Source organism: Kitasatospora sp. NPDC056446, from assembly GCF_042796115.1.
In the GTDB taxonomy this organism is placed as follows: domain Bacteria; phylum Actinomycetota; class Actinomycetes; order Streptomycetales; family Streptomycetaceae; genus Kitasatospora.
The window spans coordinates 92,713-114,032 of record NZ_JBHTRF010000003.1 but is presented as its reverse complement, the minus strand read 5'-3'; the positions used below and the strand labels follow the sequence as shown (position 1 = coordinate 114,032).

8 protein-coding genes are annotated in these 21,320 nt (G+C 73.5%); 7 read left to right on the top strand and 1 reads right to left on the bottom strand.

Features of this window, described 5'->3' with window-relative positions; genetic code table 11:
- Positions 1–56 precede the first annotated feature (56 nt).
- Positions 57–953, bottom strand: coding sequence for a helix-turn-helix domain-containing protein (locus ACFQ6N_RS03125; protein WP_380646497.1), 897 nt, complete (start codon positions 951–953; stop codon positions 57–59).
- A gap of 414 nt (positions 954–1,367) precedes the next feature.
- On the opposite strand from ACFQ6N_RS03125, the gene ACFQ6N_RS03120 reads away from it, so the two are divergent.
- From ACFQ6N_RS03120 to ACFQ6N_RS03090, 7 genes are all read left to right on the top strand, one after another.
- Complete coding sequence (locus tag ACFQ6N_RS03120; RefSeq protein ID WP_380646495.1) at positions 1,368–1,616, top strand: hypothetical protein; 249 nt, start codon at positions 1,368–1,370, stop codon at positions 1,614–1,616.
- 175 nt (positions 1,617–1,791) lie between these two features.
- Positions 1,792–2,019 carry a hypothetical protein gene (locus ACFQ6N_RS03115; RefSeq protein ID WP_380646492.1) on the top strand — a complete coding sequence of 76 codons (228 nt, stop codon included), beginning with the start codon at positions 1,792–1,794 and terminating at the stop codon, positions 2,017–2,019.
- A gap of 642 nt (positions 2,020–2,661) precedes the next feature.
- Positions 2,662–3,093, top strand: coding sequence for a helix-turn-helix domain-containing protein (locus ACFQ6N_RS03110; protein ID WP_380646491.1), 432 nt, complete (start codon positions 2,662–2,664; stop codon positions 3,091–3,093).
- 180 nt (positions 3,094–3,273) lie between these two features.
- The gene (locus ACFQ6N_RS03105) at positions 3,274–4,281 is read left to right on the top strand and encodes an asparagine synthetase A (protein ID WP_380646490.1); all 1,008 of its coding nucleotides are present in this window, start codon (positions 3,274–3,276) and stop codon (positions 4,279–4,281) included.
- A gap of 327 nt (positions 4,282–4,608) precedes the next feature.
- Complete coding sequence (locus ACFQ6N_RS03100; RefSeq protein WP_380646625.1) at positions 4,609–19,404, top strand: amino acid adenylation domain-containing protein; 14,796 nt, start codon at positions 4,609–4,611, stop codon at positions 19,402–19,404.
- 54 nt (positions 19,405–19,458) lie between these two features.
- On the top strand, positions 19,459–20,493 hold the full coding sequence (gene gntD, locus ACFQ6N_RS03095; protein WP_380646489.1) for a guanitoxin biosynthesis L-enduracididine beta-hydroxylase GntD: 1,035 nt from the start codon (positions 19,459–19,461) through the stop codon (positions 20,491–20,493).
- A gap of 41 nt (positions 20,494–20,534) precedes the next feature.
- On the top strand, positions 20,535–21,320 hold the full coding sequence (locus ACFQ6N_RS03090) for an SDR family NAD(P)-dependent oxidoreductase (RefSeq protein ID WP_380646487.1): 786 nt from the start codon (positions 20,535–20,537) through the stop codon (positions 21,318–21,320).

Here is a 21,320-nt window from a genome sequence, read left to right as displayed (position 1 = left end):
GCGGCGCCGCACCGGTTCGGGTACGACAGTGGTGCCGGTGCCGCCCGGCCGCCGGCTCACTCCTCGCCGGTCAGCCAGCCCCGGGCCACCGCGCGGGTGCCCGCCTGGAAGCGGCTGCGGGCGCCGAGCAGTTCCATCAGGTCGGCGGCGATCCGCCGGGCGGTGCGCGGTGAGACGCCCAGGCGCTTGGCCACCGCCTCGTCGGTCAGCCCCTGGCCGAGCATCCGCAGCGCCTCGGCCTCCTGCGAGGTCAGTCCGCGCCCGTCGCGGTCCCGGGTGGCCGAGCCCAGCGGGACGCCCTGGTCCCAGATGGAGTCGAACAGTGCGCAGAGCGCGGTCAGCGTACCGTTCCCGGTCAGCACCAGCGCGCCGGCGGCGCTGTTCTCGCCGTCGGTGGGCACGATCGCCACGCTGCGGTCCATGATCATGAGCCGGATCGGCAGCGAGGGCGCCGTCCGGACCTCACCGCCCAGCTCCGACAGCCACTTCGCGTACCCCACCGTGGCCGGGCTGTTGCGCACGCTGTCCAGGTAGAGGGTCCGCATCCGCACGCCGCGGCACAGCAGTTCCTCGTCCTGCGGCTTGGCGGCCTCCATGCTGGCCGCGCTCTGGGCGCCGCCGGGGGCCAGCGTCATCACCTCGCCCTGCACCGCCTGCACCAGGACCCGGATCCGGTCGCGGATCTCGGTGATCCCGTCCAGCCGCTCGATGTCCGGCACGCTGTGCCGCGGCCGGTGCGCCGCCAGGTCGGCCGCCAGCCGGACCGCCGCCAGGCGCAGTTGCTCGACCCGCTGCTGCTCGGCGGCCAGTCGCTGCTGCTGACGGTCGATCAGCGCCTGGAGCCCGAGCTCCGGGTCGACCGCGCGGTAGACCCGCTGCTCGTCGAAGGACGGACGGATCAGCGCCAGCGCACCGAGCTTGTCCAGTGCGGCGCGCAGATCGATCTCGGCCATTCCAAGGAGGATGCAGAGCTCCCCCGGACCGGCGTCCGGATTCGCGAGAAGTGCCCGGTAGACGTTCGTGCAGACGTCATCCAGGCCCAGTGCATCCAGCACGAAGCTCACCCCCTTGCGTCACGCTTTCGCCACGAGCTTCGCATCAAAACATGTCGAACAACGCTTCGGTAGCGGCCAACCTCCTCGAACCGGGGCGTAATGGCCGGGCCCTGGGTGACACTGGCCGGTTTATGACCCTGCATACAGCGGCCTCGGGCTCGGGTTGTCCCTCACCGACCACGGTCGCAAGCTCGACGGGTGCATCTTGTTCACGTGCGGATACAACTCCCCGCAGAGCCCACCGAGCCACAGCAGTTGACGGACGCGTTACTCCGTCACGCCAGTCCGCGAACGGGGGTCGAACACCTTTGCGTGCACCTTCTGGGCGCCGGATCGGTCACGGTCAGCCTGTACGTCACCGCTCCCTCGCTGGTCGCCGCCGAGTGCATCGCGCAGCGGGTCTCCGAGTGCGCGCTGGCAGCCGAACCGGTCTTCCGGCACGCCTTCCTCCTGGGCTGTTCGGCCGCTCTGGTGGCCGAGTACTTCAACCGCCTCCTCGAACTCCCCGGTCGCGATGGACGGACTATGCGACTGCCGGTTCAGGACACGGACCAGAGCTAGCGAAGAGCCCCGCAGGCACGGGAATCTGATGTCACCGGCCGGGGAGCAGCCCCCGCGAGAGCGGGGCCCGGGCCGGGGCCGAAGCGCCGAGCAGCCCTTCGGCCGAGACCGCCCAAGCACCACCGCACGTGCTCCCGCCTGTCAGACCCACACCACGTTTCAGGAGAGGTCCGCCGTGTTCCGTCGCCTGTCGCTTGCCACGTCCGCCGTCGTGCTCGCCCTTGTCGCCACCCCGGTTCTCGGACTCACCATCGCCGCCTCCGCGGACTCCCCCGACTCCGGGGCCACCGCCGGCAACGTGGCCGCGGCCACCGGGGAGACCGCCACCACCAGCGTTCCGCAGGTCCCGGCGCCCGCCCCGACGCCGACCGGCGACCCCACCAAGACCACCGGCTGGGACTGACCGGACCCCGCCCGTCACCTTTGCCTCGCCCTTACCCTCCCGACCGCCCCGGACGGCCGGATCCGACCGGTGATCCGGAACCTCGTCTACCACATGGTGTGCGGACAACCGTAGGCGTGAACCGGCCATGTGCCGAAGCGAACGCCACCCGGCGACGCCCGACGAGGCCTCGCGCCGGTCCCATGGGTCCCATGGGTCCCACTGGTCCCACAGTTCACATCTGTCACGTCCTTCACAATGTCGTTTCCGCTGTCCACGTTGTTCCTGCCGACCGTGTGACCGCCCCCGATCCGCCCCGCCGGCGCGGTGCGCCCGGCCCCGCGGTGCACCCGCCCACGCGGTGCGCCCGGTAGCGGTCCGTCCGCATTCCGCCGTCACCCGGCCCGCGACGCCCCGGGTGGTGCAGGCCGCAACCGGCCTCGCCCCGGGGCGGCGCAGGCATGTCCGCGCGCGGCCCCCGACCGGGCGGCCCGCGCCCCGCGCGTCCGGCGCGGCCACCGCACGGATCCGAGCCGCCCGGACATCCCGGGCCGCCCGGACCCACCCCGGACCACCGGGCCCACCCGGACCACCGGGCAGCCCGCCACCACCGACACCTCGTACCAGCCATCCTGTGGAGGGGCAGTGCAAACGCCGCACAAGGTGAACCGTTTCGGATCCCTTCTCCAGCTCTACCGCGCCGAGGAAGGGATGACCCAGCAGCAGCTCGCCGACTTCTCCGCGATGAGCGTCCGCGCCATCCGGGACCTAGAACGCGGTCGTGCCGAACGACCCAGACGCGACACCGTACGCATGCTCGCCGACGCCCTGCGGCTCAAGGCCGAACGCCGCGAGGTCTTCGAGCGGGCCGCCCGACCGTGCCCCGACATCGACCGCTCCGAACTGATGGACCTCAGGCTCGTGCCAAGGGAATCCGAGTACGAGTACGCCACGATGCTCCTCGAAGCGCTGTCCACCGACTCCGGGGACGGCGACTGGGCCGAGGCGCTCAACGACATGGCCAAGCAGAACTGGCGGCTGGTCACCGTCGACCGGGGCGTCGCGTTCCTGGAGCGCCGGCTCGACCAGGCCTGAGCCCGCCCCGGCCGCCCCCACCCGTACCCGTCCCGACCGACCGTACCCGCCCCCACCCGATCGCTAAACGCACCGGGAAGCTGCCGCCCGCAACTGCCGCTCCACCGGAATTCCAGCCCCTAGGTTCATTCCAGCAGGAATTCCCACAAAGAAGCCCCACAAAGAAGCGAGGGCCGCGGCATGTCCGAGCACGAGCAGCAGGAATCACCGATCGGGACGGCGGAGCGGCCACTTCCCGGAACTCCCCGGGAACACCTCTCCTCCGAAACCACCCGCACCGTGCTGCGAATTCAGCACCGCATGCTGATGGCGATCCGCCGCCATCTCGACGAGTCCGGATTCACCGAGCTGCACGCGCCGGTCATCGGCCCGGTGACCGACCCGGGCTGCCGGGGCGCCAAGCAGGTGGACATCGACTACTACGGGCGCCGGTACAAGCTCATGACCAGCGCCATCCTCTACAAGCAGGCCGCGCTGCACGCCTTCGACAAGATCTTCTGCATCGCCCCGAACATCCGCCTGGAGCCGCCGGAGACGGCGAACACCAGCCGGCACCTCGCGGAGTTCCACCAGATCGACGTCGAGGTGGCCGGGTTCACCCGCGAGCAGATCATGGCGGTCGCCCAGGGCGTCGTGGTGGCCGCGGTCCGCGAGATCACCACCACGATGCCGGGCGAACTCAAGGAGCTCGGCCGGGACCCCGAGGCCTTCGCCGACCTGCTGGAAAACCCCTTCGACATGATCACCCACACCGACGCGATCGCCCGGGTCGACGGCGACCCGCACGCCGAGATCGACTGGGCGTCCGAGGCCAAGATCTCCCGCGAGGCCTCCCGTCCGTTCTTCGTCACCGACTACCCCAAGGGCTCGCGCGGCTTCTACGACCGCGAGGACCGCGAGCAGCCCGGCGTGCTGCGCAACTTCGACCTGCTGGCCCCCGAGGGCTTCGGCGAGCTGGCCAGCGGCAGCGAGCGCGAGTACGAGTACGCCCGCATCGTGACCCGCATGCGGGAGACCGGGGAGAACCCGGCGAAGTACGGCTGGTACCTGGACATGGTCCGGGAGGGAATTCCGGGCAGCGCCGGATTCGGCATCGGATTCGAGCGGCTCACCCGGTACATCACCGGCGTCGAGTACATCTGGCAGGCCAGCGCCTACCCCAAGATCCCGGGCGTCCACTCCGCCTGAGCCGGTCGTTCCGGGGCCGCGGCCCCGGTCCGTGACGGTCCGCCGGAAATCCCGTACCGGGGATTCCGATTCGGCCGTTCCGTTTCCGCTTCGGCCGTTCCGTGCCGGTATTTTCCGGTTCGGACGTTTCCGGTTCGGGGCGTCTCCGATGACGGCGTTCCGAATACGGCGTTCCGAATGCACGGCGTTCCGGGCCGGTCGTCGCGTACCGCCCGGCACCGGAACCGCCGGCCCCGGAAATCCTCCGGAATCCCGGAGACCCCAGCATTCCCACGAACCGAACCCCCGATTCCCCGAGTCAGCAGCAGAGAAGGCGGAGTGAGCGAGATGTCGGCCGATCGTGACGAGCAGCAGTGGTGGCAGGAGCGGCTTGCCGGACGCACCGAGCAGGCCGGACCGCTGCTGCCCGTCACCGGGGTGGACCGTGAACCGGCCTCCGTGACAGGGAAGTTGACGGACGGTTCGGTGGCCGGACTGCACCGGCTGGCCGCCCGGGCCGGAACCGGCCCGCACGCGGTACTGGCGGCCCTCACCGCCGCCTTCCTCAGCCGGATCCAGCCCGAGTCCGACCAGCTCGTCGCCGTTCCGGCCCCCGGCCACCGCGCCCTGCCCGTCCGGCTCGACACCGCGCCCGGCACCGCCCTCCCGGACCTGGTCGGGCAGGCCGCGGCCGGGATCGCCGAGGCGCTGGAGCACGGCGGCGTCTCCCCGGAGGCGCTGTCCGCGCTGCTCCCGCAGCGGCGCTCCGGGTACGGGGCGGCGGGACCGCTGGTCCTCCTCGACCGGCCCGACCCGGTAGCCGGCACCGCGACCGGCACCGCGCCCGGCGCCGAGAGTCCCGAGGGCCCCGAGGGCGCCGAGGGCCTGACCGTCGCGCTGGAGCCGACCAGCCGCCGGCTCACCCTGCGGGCCGCCCCCGCCGCCGTCTCCGCGCCCGAACTCGCCCTGCTGCACCGCTCGTTGCTCGCCTTCCTGGAGTCCGCCGGCCAGGGCGACGCCGACCGCACCGCCGACGAAGTCGACCTGCTGGACGGGCAGTTGCGACACACCGTGGTCACAGAGTGGAACGACACCGCCGTGGCCACGGACGACCGCGCCGCGAACATCGTGGCCGGTTTCGCCCGCCAGGTGCGCCGCGCCCCCGAGGCCGTCGCCCTGCGCACCGAGGACGGCCCGATCGGCTACGCCGAGCTCGACCGCCGCGCCAACCGGCTCGCGCACCGCCTGCTCGACCTGGGCGTCGGCCCGGAGACCGCCGTCGCGGTGCTGATGGAGCGCTCCGCCGACCTGGTCGTCGCCCTGCTGGCCGTGCTCAAGGCGGGCGGCGTGTACGTCCCGCTGCACGCCACCTACCCCGAGGCCCGGATCCGTTCGGTCGTCGAGCAGACCGGCGCCCCCGTCCTGCTGACCGACCTGGCCACCACCCCCGGCGGCACCTTCGACGACCTGGTCCGCACCCTGGTGGTCGACGCCGACCCGACCGTCGCCGGGTACCCCGACACCGCGCCCGGGACCGCGCCCATCGAGCCCGCCCGGCTGGCGTACGTGATGTTCACCTCCGGCTCCACCGGCGCGCCCAAGGGCGTGGCCGTCAGCCACCGCGACGTCATCGCCCTCGCCGCCGACCGCGCGTTCGACGACGAGGCCCAGGACCGGGTGCTGATGCACTCCTCGCACGCCTTCGACGCGCTGACCTACGAGCTCTGGGTGCCGCTGCTCACCGGCGGGCAGACCGTCCTCGCCCCCGCCGGGCAACTCGACGCCCCGCTGCTGCGCCGGCTGGCCGAGGAGCACGGCATCACCGGCGCCTTCATCACCACCGCGCTGTTCAACCTGATCGCCGAGGAGGACCCGACCGCCTTCCGCACCCTGCGCCAGGTGTGGAGCGGCGGCGAGGCCGGCTCGCCGACCGCCGTCCGGCGCGTCCTCGACGCCTGCCCGGACATCGAGCTGGTCAACGGCTACGGCCCCACCGAGACCACCACCTTCGCGACCTTCCTGCCGATCCGCGCCTCGGACCGGCTCGGCGCCACCGTGCCGATCGGCCGCCCGATGGACAACACGCGCGCGTACGTCCTGGACGACGCCCTGCGCCCGGTCCCGCCGGCCGTGACCGGTGAGCTGTACCTGGGCGGCGACGGACAGGCCCGCGGCTACGCCGCCCGTCCGGTGCTGACCGCCGAGCGCTTCGTGGCCAGCCCGTTCGAGCCCGGCGCCCGGCTGTACCGCACCGGTGACCTGGTGCGCTGGCTCCCCGACGGCACCCTGGAGTTCGTCGGCCGCGCCGACCACCAGGTGAAGATCCGCGGCTTCCGGATCGAACTCGGCGAGATCACCGCCGCGCTGGCCGGGTTCCCGGGCGTCGGTCTGCACACCGTCGTCGTCCGGGAGGACCGGCCCGGCGACCAGCGGCTGGTCGCCTACCTCGTCCCCACCGACGGCGCCACCCTCGACACCGCCGAACTGCGGGTGCACGCCGCCGCGTCGCTGCCCGAGTACATGGTCCCGTCCGCCTTCGTGGTGCTCGACGCACTGCCGCTCAACTCCAACGGCAAGGTCGACCGCAACGCGCTGCCCGCGCCGGCCGCCGAGCCGACCGCCGGGCTGCGCGGCCCGCGCACGGCCGAGGAGGAGGTGCTGTGCGCGCTGTTCGCCCAGCTGGTGGGCCGGGAGCGGGTCGGCATCGACCAGAACTTCTTCGACCTGGGCGGCAGTTCGCTGCTCGGCATGAAGCTGGTCAGCCGGATCCGGGCCGCCCTGGGCGCCGAGGTGCCGTTCGCGGTGTTCTTCCGCGACCCGACCGTGGCCGGCCTCGCCGCCCTGCTGCGGGACGGCGGCACGGCCGACCGCCGGCGCCCGGCGCTGACCGCCGCGGCCGTCCGGCCGGAGCCGCTGCCGCTGTCGTACGCGCAGCAGCGGCTGTGGTTCCTGCGGGAGTGGGAGCAGGGCGGGGCGACGTACAACATCCCGCTGGCGCTGCGGCTGCGCGGCCCGCTGGACGAGGACGCGCTGCGGGCGGCACTGGCCGATGTGGCGGGCCGGCACGAGGCCCTGCGCACCCGCTACCCGGCGGTGGACGGCGAGCCGCACCAGGAGATCGCACCGCGTGCGGAGATCCCGCTGGTCACGGCGGCCGTGACGGCGGCGGAGCTGGCCGGCCGGGTCGCCCTCGCCACCGCCCACGCCTTCGACCTGGCCACCGAATTCCCGTTCCGGGCCGAGCTGTTGGCGTCGGCCGAGGACGACCACGTGCTGGTGCTGGTGCTGCACCACATCGCCGGTGACGGCTGGTCGCTGGCCCCGCTGGCCCGTGACCTCTCCACCGCCTACGCCGCCCGGGTCGACGGCCTCGCCCCCGACTGGGCCCCGCTGCCCGTCCAGTACGCCGACTACACGCTGTGGCAGCGGGAGCTGCTGGGCGCGGAGGACGACGCCGACGGGCCGGCCGCCCGCCAGATCGCCTTCTGGTCGAAGCAACTCGACGGTCTCCCCGAGGAGTTGGCGCTTCCGCTGGACCACCCCCGGCCGGCCGTCGCCTCGCACCGGGGCGAGGTCGTGACCGCCCTGGTCACCCCGGAACTGAACGCCGGACTGTCCGCCCTGGCCCGGGAGAGCGGCACGACCCTGTTCATGGTCCTGCACGCGGCGGTGGCCACGCTGCTGTCGCGGCTCGGCGCCGGGACGGACATCCCGCTCGGCAGCGCCATCGCGGGCCGGAACGACGAGGCCCTGGACGACCTGGTCGGCTTCTTCGTCAACACCCTCGTCCTGCGCACCGACGTCTCCGGCGACCCCACCTTCCGCGAACTCCTGGACCGCGTCCGGGCCGTCGACCTCGACGCGTTCGCGCACCAGGAACTCCCGTTCGAGCGCATCGTCGAGGCCGTCAACCCGGCCCGTTCCACCGCCCGGCACCCGCTCTTCCAGACCATGCTCGTACTGCAGAACAACATCGACGGCGTCTACGAGTTCCCGGGCGCCGCGGCCGAGCAGTACCCGCTGGAGAAGCGCGCCGCCAAGTTCGACCTGACGTTCTTCGTGGAGGAGGACGCGGCCGGCGGCCTGCGCTGGGACGTCGAGTTCGCCACCGACCTGTACGACCGGTCGACCGTCGCGGCGATGACCGCGCGACTGCTCCGGCTGCTGGCGGCCGTGGTCGCGGACCCGGACGCGGCGGTGGCCGGCATCGACCTGCTGGACGCCGAGGAGCGGGACCTCGTCCTCACCACCTGGAGCGGCGCCGCGCACGAGACCTTCGACGGCCGTTCGGTGCAGGCCGTGTTCGAGGAGCAGGCCCGGGTCAGCCCGCAGGCCACCGCGCTGGTCCAGGGCGAAGAACGCGTCCCCTACGAGGAGTTGAACACCCGCGCCAACCGCCTCGCCCGCCACCTGCGCGCACACGGCGTCACCCGCGGCGAGACCGTCGGCATCTACCTCGAACGCGGCACCGCCCTCATCACCTCACTCCTCGCCGTCCTCAAGGCAGGCGCCGCCTACACCCTCCTCGACCCCGCCTTCCCCGTCGAACGACTCACCGCCGTCCTCCACGACGCCGCCGTCCACACCGTCGTCACCCGCCACGACCTCGCCCACGAACTCGGCGACGGACCCGACTACGTCCTCCTCGACACCCACACCCCCGACATCGACCAGCACGACGACACCGACCTCACCGACCTCACCACCGGAGCCGACGACGCCGCCTGCGTCATGTTCACCTCCGGCTCCACCGGCCGCCCCAAGGGCGTCATCGCCCCCCACCGCGCCCTCGTCGCCACCTTCGTCGGACCCGACTACCTCGAATTCCGACCCGACGACGTCTACCTCCAGTCCTCCCCCGTCTCCTGGGACGCCTTCGCCCTCGAAGTCTTCTCCGCCCTCTACCACGGCGGAACCACCGTCCTGCCCGTCAGCCCCCGCACCGACCTCGACGAGATGGCCCACCTCGTCACCGAACACGGCGTCACCGTCCTCCAGCTCTCCGCCAGCCTCTTCAACGTCCTCACCGACGACCGCCCCGAACTCTTCACCAACCTCCGTACCGTCATGACCGCCGGCGAAGCCGCCTCCGTCGCCCACGTCACCCGCACCCGCCACCTCCACCCCCACCTACGCATCCTCAACGGCTACGGCCCCGTCGAATCCATGGGCTTCACCACCTCCTTCACGATCGGGGAGGTCGAGCCCGGCGCCACGTCCATCCCGGTCGGCACCCCGCTCGCGGGCAAGCACGCCTACGTCCTGGACGACGGGCTGCGCCCGGTCCCGCCGGGTGTCACCGGTGAGCTGTACCTGGGCGGCGACGGGCTCGCACGCGGCTACACGGGCCGCCCGGGCCTGACCGCCGAGCGGTTCGTGGCCGGCCCGTTCACCGCAGGGTCCCGGCTGTACCGCACCGGTGACCTGGTGCGCTGGCTGCCGGACGGCACCCTGGAGTACATCGGCCGGGCCGACCAGCAGATCAAGATCCGGGGCTTCCGAGTGGAACCCGGCGAGGTCGAAGCCGCCATCGCCGCCTACCCCGGCATCGTCCAGACCACCGTCCAGGCCCGCGAGGACCAGCCCGGGGAGAAGCGGCTGGTCGGCTACGCCGTCCCGGCCGACGGCGCCACCCTGGACGTCGCCGCGCTGCGCGGCCACGTCGCGGCGCTGCTGCCCGAGTACATGGTCCCGGCCGCGTTCGTCGTCCTCGACGAACTGCCCCTGACCCCCAACGGCAAGCTCGACCGCCGCGCCCTGCCCGCCCCCGCCACCGGCGCCACCACCACCGGCCGCGCACCGCGCACCCCGGAGGAGGAAGTGCTCTGCGCGGTCTTCGCCGAGATCCTCGGCGCTTCGCGTGTCGGCGCCGACGACAGCTTCTTCGACCACGGCGGGCACTCCCTCTCCGCGACCCGCCTGATCAGCCGCATCCGCACCACCCTCGACACCGAACTCACCCTCCGCGACCTCTTCGCCACCCCCACCCCCGCCGGCCTCGCCGGCAAACTCACCCCCCACACCGGCACCCGACCCGCCCTCACCACCATCGCCGTCCGGCCGGAGCCGCTGCCGCTGTCGTACGCGCAGCAGCGGCTGTGGTTCCTGCGGGAGTGGGAGCAGGGCGGTGCGACGTACAACATCCCGCTGGCGCTGCGGCTGCGCGGCCCGCTGCACGAGGACGCGCTGCGGGCGGCACTGACCGATGTGGCCGGCCGGCACGAGGCCCTGCGCACCCGCTATCCGGCGGTGGACGGTGAGCCGCACCAGCAGGTCGTGGCCGGCGCCGGGATCCCGCTGATCACCGGTTCCACGACGCCCGAGGAGCTGGCGGACGCCGTCGCCCGCGCCGCGACCCACGCCTTCGACCTCGCCGCCGACATCCCCGTCCGCGCCGAGCTGCTGACCCTGGCCGAGGACGACCACGTCCTGGTCCTGGTGCTGCACCACATCGCCGGCGACGGCTGGTCCATGGCCCCGCTCGCCCGCGACCTCTCCACCGCCTACGCCGCCCGCACCGCCGGCCACGCCCCCGACTGGGCCCCGCTGCCCGTCCAGTACGCCGACTACACGCTCTGGCAGCGCGAGCTGCTCGGCGCGGAGGACGACAGCGACAGCCTCGCCCACCGCCAGATCGCCTTCTGGTCGAAGCAACTCGACGGCCTCCCCGAGGAGTTGGCGCTTCCGCTGGACCACCCCCGGCCGGCCGTCGCCTCGCACCGGGGCGAGGTCGTGACCGCCCTGGTCACCCCGGAACTGAACGCCGGACTGTCCGCCCTGGCCCGGGAGAGCGGCACCACCCTCTTCATGGTCCTCCAGGCCGCCCTCGCGACCCTCTACTCCCGCCTCGGCGCCGGCAGCGACATCCCGCTCGGCACCGCCATCGCCGGACGCACCGACGAAGCCCTCGACGACCTGGTCGGCTTCTTCGTCAACACCCTCGTCCTGCGCACCGACGTCTCCGGCGACCCCACCTTCCGCGAACTCCTCGACCGCGTCCGCCGATCCGACCTCGACGCCTACGCCCACCAGGAACTGCCCTTCGAGCGCATCGTCGAAGCCGTCAACCCGGCCCGGTCCGCCGCCAGGCACCCGCTCTTCCAGAGCATGCTCGTACTGCAGAACAACACGGACGGCGTCTACGAGTTCGCCGGTGCCACCGCCGAACCGCACCCGCTCGACCACCGGATCGCCAAGTTCGACCTGACCTTCTTCGTGGACGAGGACGCGGCCGGCGGCCTGCTCTGGACCATCGAGTACGCCACCGACCTGTTCGACCGCGCCACCGTGGAGACGATGGGCCGGCGCCTGGTCCGCCTCCTGGACGCCCTGGTCACCGACCCCGACGCCCCCGTCGGCCGGGCCGAACTCCTCACCGCCGAGGAGCGGGACCTCGTCCTCACCACCTGGAGCGGCGCCGCGCACGAGACCTTCGACGGCCGTTCGGTGCAGGCCGTGTTCGAGGAGCAGGTCCGGCTCAGCCCCCAGGCCACCGCCCTGGTCCAGGGCGAAGAACGCGTCTCCTACCAGGAGTTGAACACCCGCGCCAACCGCCTCGCCCGCCACCTGCGCACACACGGCGTCACCCGCGGCGAGACCGTCGGCATCTACCTCGAACGCGGCACCGCCCTCATCACCTCACTCCTCGCCGTCCTCAAGGCCGGCGCCGCCTACACCCTCCTCGACCCCGCCTTCCCCGTCGAACGACTCACCGCCGTCCTCCACGACGCCGCCGTCCACACCGTCGTCACCCGCCACGACCTCGCCCACGAACTCGGCGACGGACCCGACTACGTCCTCCTCGACACCCACACCCCCGACATCGACCAGCACGACACCGGCAACCTCACCGAGATCACCACCGGAGCCGACGACGCCGCCTGCGTCATGTTCACCTCCGGCTCCACCGGCCGCCCCAAGGGCGTCATCGCCCCCCACCGCGCCCTCGTCGCCACCTTCGTCGGACCCGACTACCTCGAATTCCGACCCGACGACGTCTACCTCCAGTCCTCCCCCGTCTCCTGGGACGCCTTCGCCCTCGAAGTCTTCTCCGCCCTCTACCACGGCGGAACCACCGTCCTGCCCGTCAGCCCCCGCACCGACCTCGACGAGATGGCCCACCTCGTCACCGAACACGGCGTCACCGTCCTCCAGCTCTCCGCCAGCCTCTTCAACGTCCTCACCGACGACCGCCCCGAACTCTTCACCAACCTGCGCACCGTCATGACCGCCGGCGAAGCAGCCTCCGTCGCCCACGTCACCCGCACCCGCCACCTCCACCCCCACCTACGCATCCTCAACGGCTACGGCCCCGTCGAATCCATGGGCTTCACCACCTCCCACACCGTCCACGGGATCGCCCCCGGGGCCACCGCCATCCCCATCGGTGTGCCCCTCACCGGCAAGCACGCCTACGTGCTGGACGCGCACCTGTGCCCGGTCCCCGTCGGCGTGCCCGGCGAGCTCTACGTCGCCGGTGCCGGCCTGGCCCGGGGCTACGCGGGCCGGCCCGCGCTCAGTGCCGAGCGGTTCGTCGCCAACCCCTTCGTCCCCGGCACCCGGATGTACCGCACCGGCGACCTCGCCCACTGGCTGCCGGACGGCACCCTCGCGTACACCGGCCGCATCGACCACCAGATCAAGATCCGCGGCTTCCGGGTCGAACCCGGCGAGGTCGAGGCCGCCATCGCCGCCTACCCCGGCATCGTCCAGACCACCGTCCAGGCCCGCGAGGACCAGCCCGGCGACAAGCGGCTGGTGGCCTACCTCGTGCCCGCTCCCGATGCCCCGGTCAGCACCGGCGCCGTCCGCGAGCACCTGGCCGCCCTGCTGCCCGAGTACATGGTCCCGGCCGCGTTCGTCGTCCTCGACGAACTGCCGCTGACCCCCAACGGCAAGCTCGACCGCCGCGCCCTACCCGCCCCCGCCGTGGGCGCCACCACCACCGGCCGCGCACCGCGCACCCCGGAAGAGGAAGTCCTCTGCGCCGTCTTCGCCGAGATCCTCTCCCTGCCCCGGATCGGCGCCGACGACAGCTTCTTCGACCACGGCGGGCACTCCCTCTCCGCCACCCGCCTGATCAGCCGCATCCGCACCACCCTCGACACCGAACTCACCCTCCGCGACCTCTTCGCCACCCCCACCCCCGCCGGCCTCGCCGGCAAGCTCACCCCCCACACCGGCACCCGCCCCGCCCTCACCACCATCACCGAACGACCCGACCCGCTGCCCCTCTCCTACGCCCAGGCCCGCCTCTGGTTCCTGCGCGAATGGGAGCAGGGCGGCTCCACCTACAACATCCCGCTCGCCCTGCGCCTGCGCGGCCCGCTCGACCAGCAGGCCCTCCAGGCCGCCCTCGACGACGTCGCCGGCCGCCACGAGGCCCTGCGCACCCGCTTCCCCGCGACCGACGGGACGCCGCGCCAGCAGATCGCCGAGGACGTGACGATCCCGCTGCGGGTCATCGGCTGCCCGGGGGTGGAGCTGGCCGGGCACCTGACCCACGCGGCCCGCTACTCTTTCGACCTGGTCACCGAACTGCCGCTACGGGCAACGCTGTTCAGGATCGGCACGGACGACCACGTGCTGGCGCTGGTGCTGCACCACATCGCCGGTGACGGCTGGTCCATGGCCCCGCTCGCCCGCGACCTCTCCACCGCCTACGCCGCCCGCACCGCCGGCCACGCCCCCGACTGGGCCCCGCTGCCCGTCCAGTACGCCGACTACGCCCTGTGGCAGCGCGCCCTCCTCGACGGCGCCGACCACCGCACCGCCGGCGCGGGCGGCACCGGCGACGACGCCCCCGACACCCTCGGCCGTCGCCAACTCGCCTACTGGGCCGAGCAGCTGGCCGGTCTGCCGGACGAGCTGGAGCTCCCGCTGGACCGCCCCCGGCCCGCCGTGGCCGGCACCCACGCCGACGCCGTCACCGTGACCGTCCCCGCGGACTCGCACGCCCGACTGGCCGAACTGGCCCGGGAGAGCGGCACCACGCTCTTCATGGTCCTCCAGGCCGCCCTCGCGACCCTCTACTCCCGCCTCGGCGCCGGCACCGACATCCCGCTCGGCACCGCCATCGCCGGACGCACCGACGAAGCCCTCGACGACCTGGTCGGCTTCTTCGTCAACACCCTCGTCCTGCGCACCGACGTCTCCGGCGACCCCACCTTCCGCGAACTCCTCGACCGCGTGCGCCGATCCGACCTCGACGCCTACGCCCACCAGGAACTGCCCTTCGAGCGCATCGTCGAAGCCGTCAACCCCACCCGCTCCACCGCCCGCCACCCGCTCTTCCAGAGCATGATCCTGCTCCAGAACACCGGCGAGGGCGTCTACGAGTTCGCCGGCGCCACCGCCGAGCCGCACCCGCTGGAGCACCGGATCGCCAAGTTCGACCTGACCCTCGGACTCACCGAGACGCAGGACGGGCAGGGCCTCCCGGCGGGCATCACCGCCGAGTTCGAGTACGCCACCGAACTCTTCGACCGGGCCACCGTCGAGGCGATGAGCCGCAGCTTCCTGCGCCTGCTGGAAGCCGTCACCGCCGACCCGGACGCCCCCGTCGGACAGGCCGAGCTGCTCGGCCCCGAGGAGTACGACCGCATCCTCGGCGAGTGGAGCGCCGCCGTCCCGGCCGGGCTCTGGCAGGAGCTGGCGGAGGCGGACACCCGGGACGGCCGGACCGCGTACGTACTGGACGAGGCCCTGCGGCCGGTCCCGGCGGGCGTGCTCGGCGACGTCTACCTCGCCACGGCCGCCCCCGCCGCGCCCCGGACCGCCGACCGCTACGTGGCCGACCCGTACGGCGGCCCCGGCGCGGTGATGTACCGCACCGGCCGGCTCGGCCGCTGGCACGCGGAGGGCCGACTGGACCTGCGGGCGCCCGCCGTCCCGGCCGAGCCCGCCGGGCCGTCGCCCGCCACCGTGGTCGAGCCCCCGCGCCGCAACGGCCCGCGCAACCCGGTGGAGGAGGTGCTGTGCGCGCTGTTCGCCGAGGCGCTCGACCTGCCCGAGGTCGGCGTGCACGACAACTTCTTCGCCCTGGGCGGCTATTCGCTGATGGCCACCCGGCTGACCAGCCGGATCCGCACGGTGCTCGGCGCCGAGATCGGCATCCGCACCCTCTTCGCCAACCCCACGGTGGCCGGCATCGCGACCGCCCTGCGGGACGGCGGGGCGCGGCGCCCGGCCCTGACCGCCACCGCCGTACGGCCCGACCCGCTGCCACTGTCGTACGCCCAGCAGCGCCTCTGGTTCCTGGGCCAGTGGGAGCAGGGCGGCTCGGCGTACAGCATCCCGCTCGCCCTGCGGCTGCGCGGCGCCCTCGACCGGCCGGCCCTCCAGGCCGCGCTCGACGACCTGGCCGGGCGGCACGAGGCGCTGCGCACCCGCTACCCGGCGGTGGACGGCGAGCCGTACCAGCAGGTCGTGGCCGGCGCCGGGATCCCGCTGACCACCGGCTCCACGACGCCCGAGGAGCTGACGGACGCCGTCGCCCGCGCCGCCGCCCACCCGTTCGACCTCGCCGCCGAGATCCCCGTCCGCGCCGAGCTGCTGGCGCTGGCCGAGGACGACCACGTCCTGGTGCTGGTGCTGCACCACATCGCCGGTGACGGCTGGTCACTGGCCCCGCTGGCCCACGACCTCACCACCGCCTACGCCGCCCGCACCGCCGGCCACGCCCCCGGCTGGGCCCCGCTGCCCGTCCAGTACGCCGACTACGCGCTCTGGCAGCGCGAGGTGCTCGGCGCCGACCAGGACCCGGACAGCGTCGCCCACCGCCAACTCGCCTACTGGAAGGGCCAACTGGCCGGCCTGCCGGAGGAGCTGGAGCTCCCGCTGGACCGCCCCCGGCCCGCCGTGGCCTCGCACCGGGCCGGCGCCGTCACCACCGCCCTCGGCGCGGACTCGCACCTCCGGCTGTCCGCCCTGGCCCGGGAGACCGGCACCACCCTGTTCATGGTCCTCCAGGCCGCCCTGGCGACCCTCTACTCCCGCCTCGGCGCCGGGACCGACATCCCGCTCGGCACCGCCATCGCGGGCCGGACCGACGAAGCGCTCGACGACCTGGTCGGCTTCTTCGTCAACACCCTCGTCCTGCGCACCGACGTCTCCGGGGACCCGACCTTCCGCGAACTCCTGGACCGCGTGCGCACCGCCGACCTGGACGCCTACGCCCACCAGGAACTGCCCTTCGAGCGCATCGTCGAGGCCGTCAACCCCACCCGCTCCACCGCCCGCCACCCGCTCTTCCAGACCATGCTGCTGCTCAAGAACGGCAGCGGCGACGGCCTGGCCCTGCCCGGGCTGGACACCGCCGAGCACCCGCTGGACCTGCACATCGCCGAGTTCGACCTGCTCTTCGGCGTCGCCGAGGACCCGGCCGGCGGCCTGCGCTGGACCATCGAGTACGCCACCGACCTGTTCGACCACGGCACCGTCGAGACGATGGGCCGGCGCCTCGTCCGGCTCCTGGACGCCCTGGTCGCCGACCCGGACGCCCCCATCGGGCAGGCCGGCCTGCTCGCCGCCGAGGAGCGGGACCGCATCCTCGGCGCGTGGAGCGGCCACACCGTCGAGCGGCCCGGGCCACTCGCCGAACGGCCCGTCCACGAGTTCTTCGAGGAGCAGGCCCGCACCCGGCCCACCGCCACCGCGCTGGTCCTGGACGACGAGCGGATCGGCTTCCGCGACCTCGACCGGCGGGCCGACCGGCTGGCCCGGGAGCTGGTCCGGCACGGCGCCGGGCCCGAGGAGCGGGTCGCCGTCCTGCTCAAGCGCTCGACCGCCTCGGTGGTCGCCCTGCTCGCGGTGCTGAAGGCCGGCGCGGTGTACGTCCCGGTGGACACCGGGCACCCGGCGGACCGGATCGCGTACATCCTGGGGGACGCGGCGCCCAAGCTGGTCCTGACCAGCTCGGAGCTCGACCCGGCACTCGCCGGGGAGGCCCCCGTCCTGCTCCTGGACCGGCTGCCGGAGGCCCCGGCCGAGGACACCGGACCGGCCGAGGACACCGACCGGGCCCGCCGCACCCCGCCCCACCCCGCCAACCCCGCCTACCTGCTCTACACCTCCGGGTCGACCGGCCGCCCCAAGGGCGTGGCCGTCGAGCACCGGGCGCTCACCAACCTCTTCCACAGCCACCAGGAGACGCTGTTCGCCGAGCACGTCGCCGCGACCGGACGGGAGGCCGCCAAGGTCGCGGTGACCGCGCCGCTCTCCTTCGACGCCTCCTGGATGGGCCTGCTCGCCCTCTTCGCCGGGCACGAGCTGCACCTGCTGGACGACGCCACCAGGCGCGACCCGGCCGCGATGGTCGACTACGTGGGCCGGCACGGCGTGGACTTCCTGGACACCACCCCGACCTACGGCCTGGAGATGCTCGAACACGGGCTGCTCGGCACACCCGAGCTCACCCCGCGCACGCTGACCTTCGGCGGCGAGGCGATCCCGGAGCCGCTCTGGCGCCGGCTGCTCGCCGAACCCGCCACCACCGCCCACAACTTCTACGGCCCGACCGAGTGCACCGTCGAGACGCTCACCACCCCGCTGGAGGCCACCGACACCCCGGTGATCGGCCGGCCGATCGGCAACGCCCGGGTGTACGTGCTGGACGAGGCGCTGCGCCCGGTCCCGGCCGGGGTCATCGGCGAGCTGTACATCGCCGGTGACGGACTGGCCCGCGGCTACGCCGGCCGGCCCGGGCTGACCGCCGAACGCTTCGTGGCCTGGCCGCACGGCGACGGCGCCCGGATGTACCGCTCCGGCGACCTGGCCCGCTGGCAGGCCGACGGCAGCCTGGAGTTCTGCGGCCGGGTCGACGACCAGGTCAAGCTGCGGGGCTTCCGGATCGAACTCGGCGAGATCGAGGCGGCGCTCGGCCGCCACCCCGGCGTCACGACGAGCGCGGTGGTGGTCCGCGAGGACCGGCCGGGCGACAAGCGCCTGGTCGGGTACCTCGTCCCGGCCGCCGGCACCGTGCCGGACCAGGCGGAGCTGCGCCGCTTCCTGGCGGCGGCCCTGCCCGAGTACATGGTCCCGGCGGCCTTCGTGCCGCTCGCGGTGCTGCCGGTCACCTCCAACGGCAAGCTCGACCGGCGCGCGCTGCCGGTGCCCGAGTACGGCGGACTGGGCCGGGCTCCGGCCACCGCCGTGGAGCGGGCCCTGGCCTCGGTCTTCGCCGAGGTGCTGGAGGCGCCCCGGATCGGCGTGGACGACAGCTTCTTCGACCTCGGCGGGCACTCCTTCCCGGCCGCCCGGGCGGTCGGCCGGATCCGCACCGAACTGCCCGCCCTGTTCTCCGAGTTGACCCTCCAGACGTTCTTCCGGACGCCGACCGTGGCCGGGCTCGCGGCGCACGCCGAGGCCGGCGGGAGCGCCCCCGGCGCCGACCCGCTGGTCCCGCTGAGCACCCGCGGCAGCCGCCCGCCGCTGTTCTGCGTCCACCCGGTCACCGGGCTCAGCTGGTGCTACGCCGGCCTGGCCGGAGCGCTGCCGGACCGCCCGGTGTACGGGCTGAACGCGGACCTCGACCCGGCCGGCCGGCACCCCGACCTGGACACGCTGGTCGACGCCTACCTGGCCCGGATCCGGGCCGTCCAGCCGACCGGCCCGTACCACCTGCTCGGCTGGTCGCTGGGCGGCAACCTCGCCCACGCGATGGCCTGCCGGCTCCAGGAACGGGGCGAGCGGGTCGGCCTGCTGGCCCTGCTCGACTCCTACCCCGTGGCGCGGGACCACCGCGACGGCCCCGACGCCACCGGCTCCGGATCCGACCCCGCCACCGCCACCGGGCCCGACTCCGCCTTCGAGCCCGCCGAGATCGCCGGCTTCCTCGCCCGGGAAGGCGCCGAGGGCGCCGGGTCCGCGCTGGAACCCGCGTTCGTCGCCTCGCTCGCCGAGGCGGCCGCCCACACCGTCGCCCTGGTCGAGGCCGTCGAGCCGGGCCGGTACGACGGAGACCTGCTGCACTTCACCGCCACCGCCGGCCGGGACCCCGACGCACCCGTCCCCGCCGACTGGCACCCGTACCTCACCGGACGGATCGACGGCCACCGGATCGACTGCGAGCACCTGGACATGACCAGGCCGGCCCCGCTGGCCGCCGTCGCCGAAGTGCTCGGCCACGACCCGCGCCTGAGCTGACCCGGACCCGCCCCATCCCGAAGAGCCGACTCCTCACTCCGAAGAGAGCCGACCATGTTCGAAGAAACCATCGCCCAGTACGAGTTGTCCGCCGCCGAAGTCGCGCAGATCAGAGCGGGCGCGGCCCGGCTCGCCGACACGTTCACCGACCCGACCGCCCCCCGCGCCTACGACGACCTCCGGCACCGCTTCGCCGACCACGGGCTGCCGCCCCGGCTGCGCACCTTCCTGGAGGAGTTCCGCCGCACCGAGTCCGCCGCCGGCCTGGTCATCCACGGCTTCCCGGTGGACGACACCGCCGCCGGCCCCACCCCGGGGCACTGGGAGGAGGCCGACCAGCAGGCCACCCTGGAGCAGGAGCTCTTCCTCGCCATGTGCGGCACCGCGCTGGGCGACCCGTTCACCTTCTCCACCCTCCAGCTCGGCCGCGTGATCCAGAACATCCTGCCGATCCAGGGCGACGAGGTGCGCCAGAGCGGCCACGGCAGCCAGACCCTGCTGGAGTTCCACACCGAGGACGGCTTCCACCCGGGCCGCTGCGACTACCTGCTGCTGTTCGGGGTCCGCAACCACGACCGGGTGCCGACCATCCTCGCCTCGGTGCGGGACGTGAAGCTCGCCGAGGAGGACTGGCAGGCGCTGTTCCGCCCGGACTTCCAGATCATGCCGGACGACGAGCACGTCCGGCAGCTCAAGCTGCGCCACCCCGATCACCCGGCGCTGGCCCGGGCCGAGGAGATGCAGCGCAACCCGGTCGCGGTACCGGTGCTGTTCGGCGACCGCGACCGCCCGTACCTGCGGGTCGACCTGCCGTTCATGCGCTGCGCCGCCGACCGGCCCGGCGCCGAGCAGGCGCTGCACGCGCTGATGGCCGAGCTGGAGCGGGTGCAGCACTCGGTGGTGATCGAGCAGGGCAGCGTGCTGGTCGTCGACAACTACCTCGCGGTGCACGGCCGCAAGGCGTTCGAGGCCCGCTACGACGGCACCGACCGCTGGCTCAAGCGCATGATCGTCAGCCGTGACCTGCGCAAGGCCGCCCAGTCCGGCGCGGCCGGCCTGCTGCCCGGCGGCAACCGCGTCCTGTACTGATCCGCCCCGACCGACCTCCCATCCTCACACAGGAGTTCCGCTTGCGTACCGTCATCGTCTCCGGCGCCTCCAGCGGCATCGGCCAGGCCACCGCCGCCCGCTTCGCCCGCTCCGGGGACCGCGTCTTCAACCTGGACATCGCCGCTCCGCAAGCCCCCGCGGCCCCGGGGACGCCGGAGGCACCGCAGGCCTCCGGGACCTCCGAGGTGCGCTGGCTCAAGGCGGACACCGCCGACTGGGCCGCCGTCCAGGCGGCCGTGCGGCAGGTCCGGGAGGAGACCGGACGGCTGGACGTGGTGATCGCCAACGCCGGGATCAGCGTCCGGCACGGCGTCCTGGACATCGAGGAGGCCGACGCCCGGCGGATCACCGACGTCAACCTGCTCGGCGTGCTGGGCCTGTGGCAGGCCGCCGCCCGGATCATGGCCGTCGAGGGCGGCGGCGTGCTGCTCGCCACCGCCTCGGTCAACGGCCGCCGCGGCTACCCGCGCTACGCCGACTACAACGCCACCAAGGCCGGGATCGTCGCGCTCACCCAGACCTTCGCGATGGAGCTCGCCCCGCTGGTCCGGGTGGCCTGCGTCAGCCCGGGCGCCGTCCTCACCCCGATGCAACTGGCCGAGTACACCGGGGAGATGCTCGCCGACACCAACGCCAGGATCCCGGCCGGGCGGCACGCCGACCCGACCGAGATCGCGGCCGCCTTCCACTACCTGGCCTCACCGGAGGCCCGGTTCCTCACCGGTCAGGAGCTGGTGGTCGACGGCGGCGAGACCGCCGGCGCCACCACCTCCGACTGGGGCACCGCCCTGGCCACCGCCCCCTAA

Bases quoted from the DNA above. Each gene is read 5' to 3' on its own strand.
- ACFQ6N_RS03125 (WP_380646497.1), bottom strand. From the start codon at position 953: ATGGCCGAGATCGATCTGCGCGCCGCACTGGACAAGCTCGGTGCGCTG.
- ACFQ6N_RS03100 (WP_380646625.1), top strand. From the start codon at position 4,609: ATGTCGGCCGATCGTGACGAGCAGCAGTGGTGGCAGGAGCGGCTTGCC.
- ACFQ6N_RS03105 (WP_380646490.1), top strand. From the start codon at position 3,274: ATGTCCGAGCACGAGCAGCAGGAATCACCGATCGGGACGGCGGAGCGG.
- gntD (WP_380646489.1), top strand. From the start codon at position 19,459: ATGTTCGAAGAAACCATCGCCCAGTACGAGTTGTCCGCCGCCGAAGTC.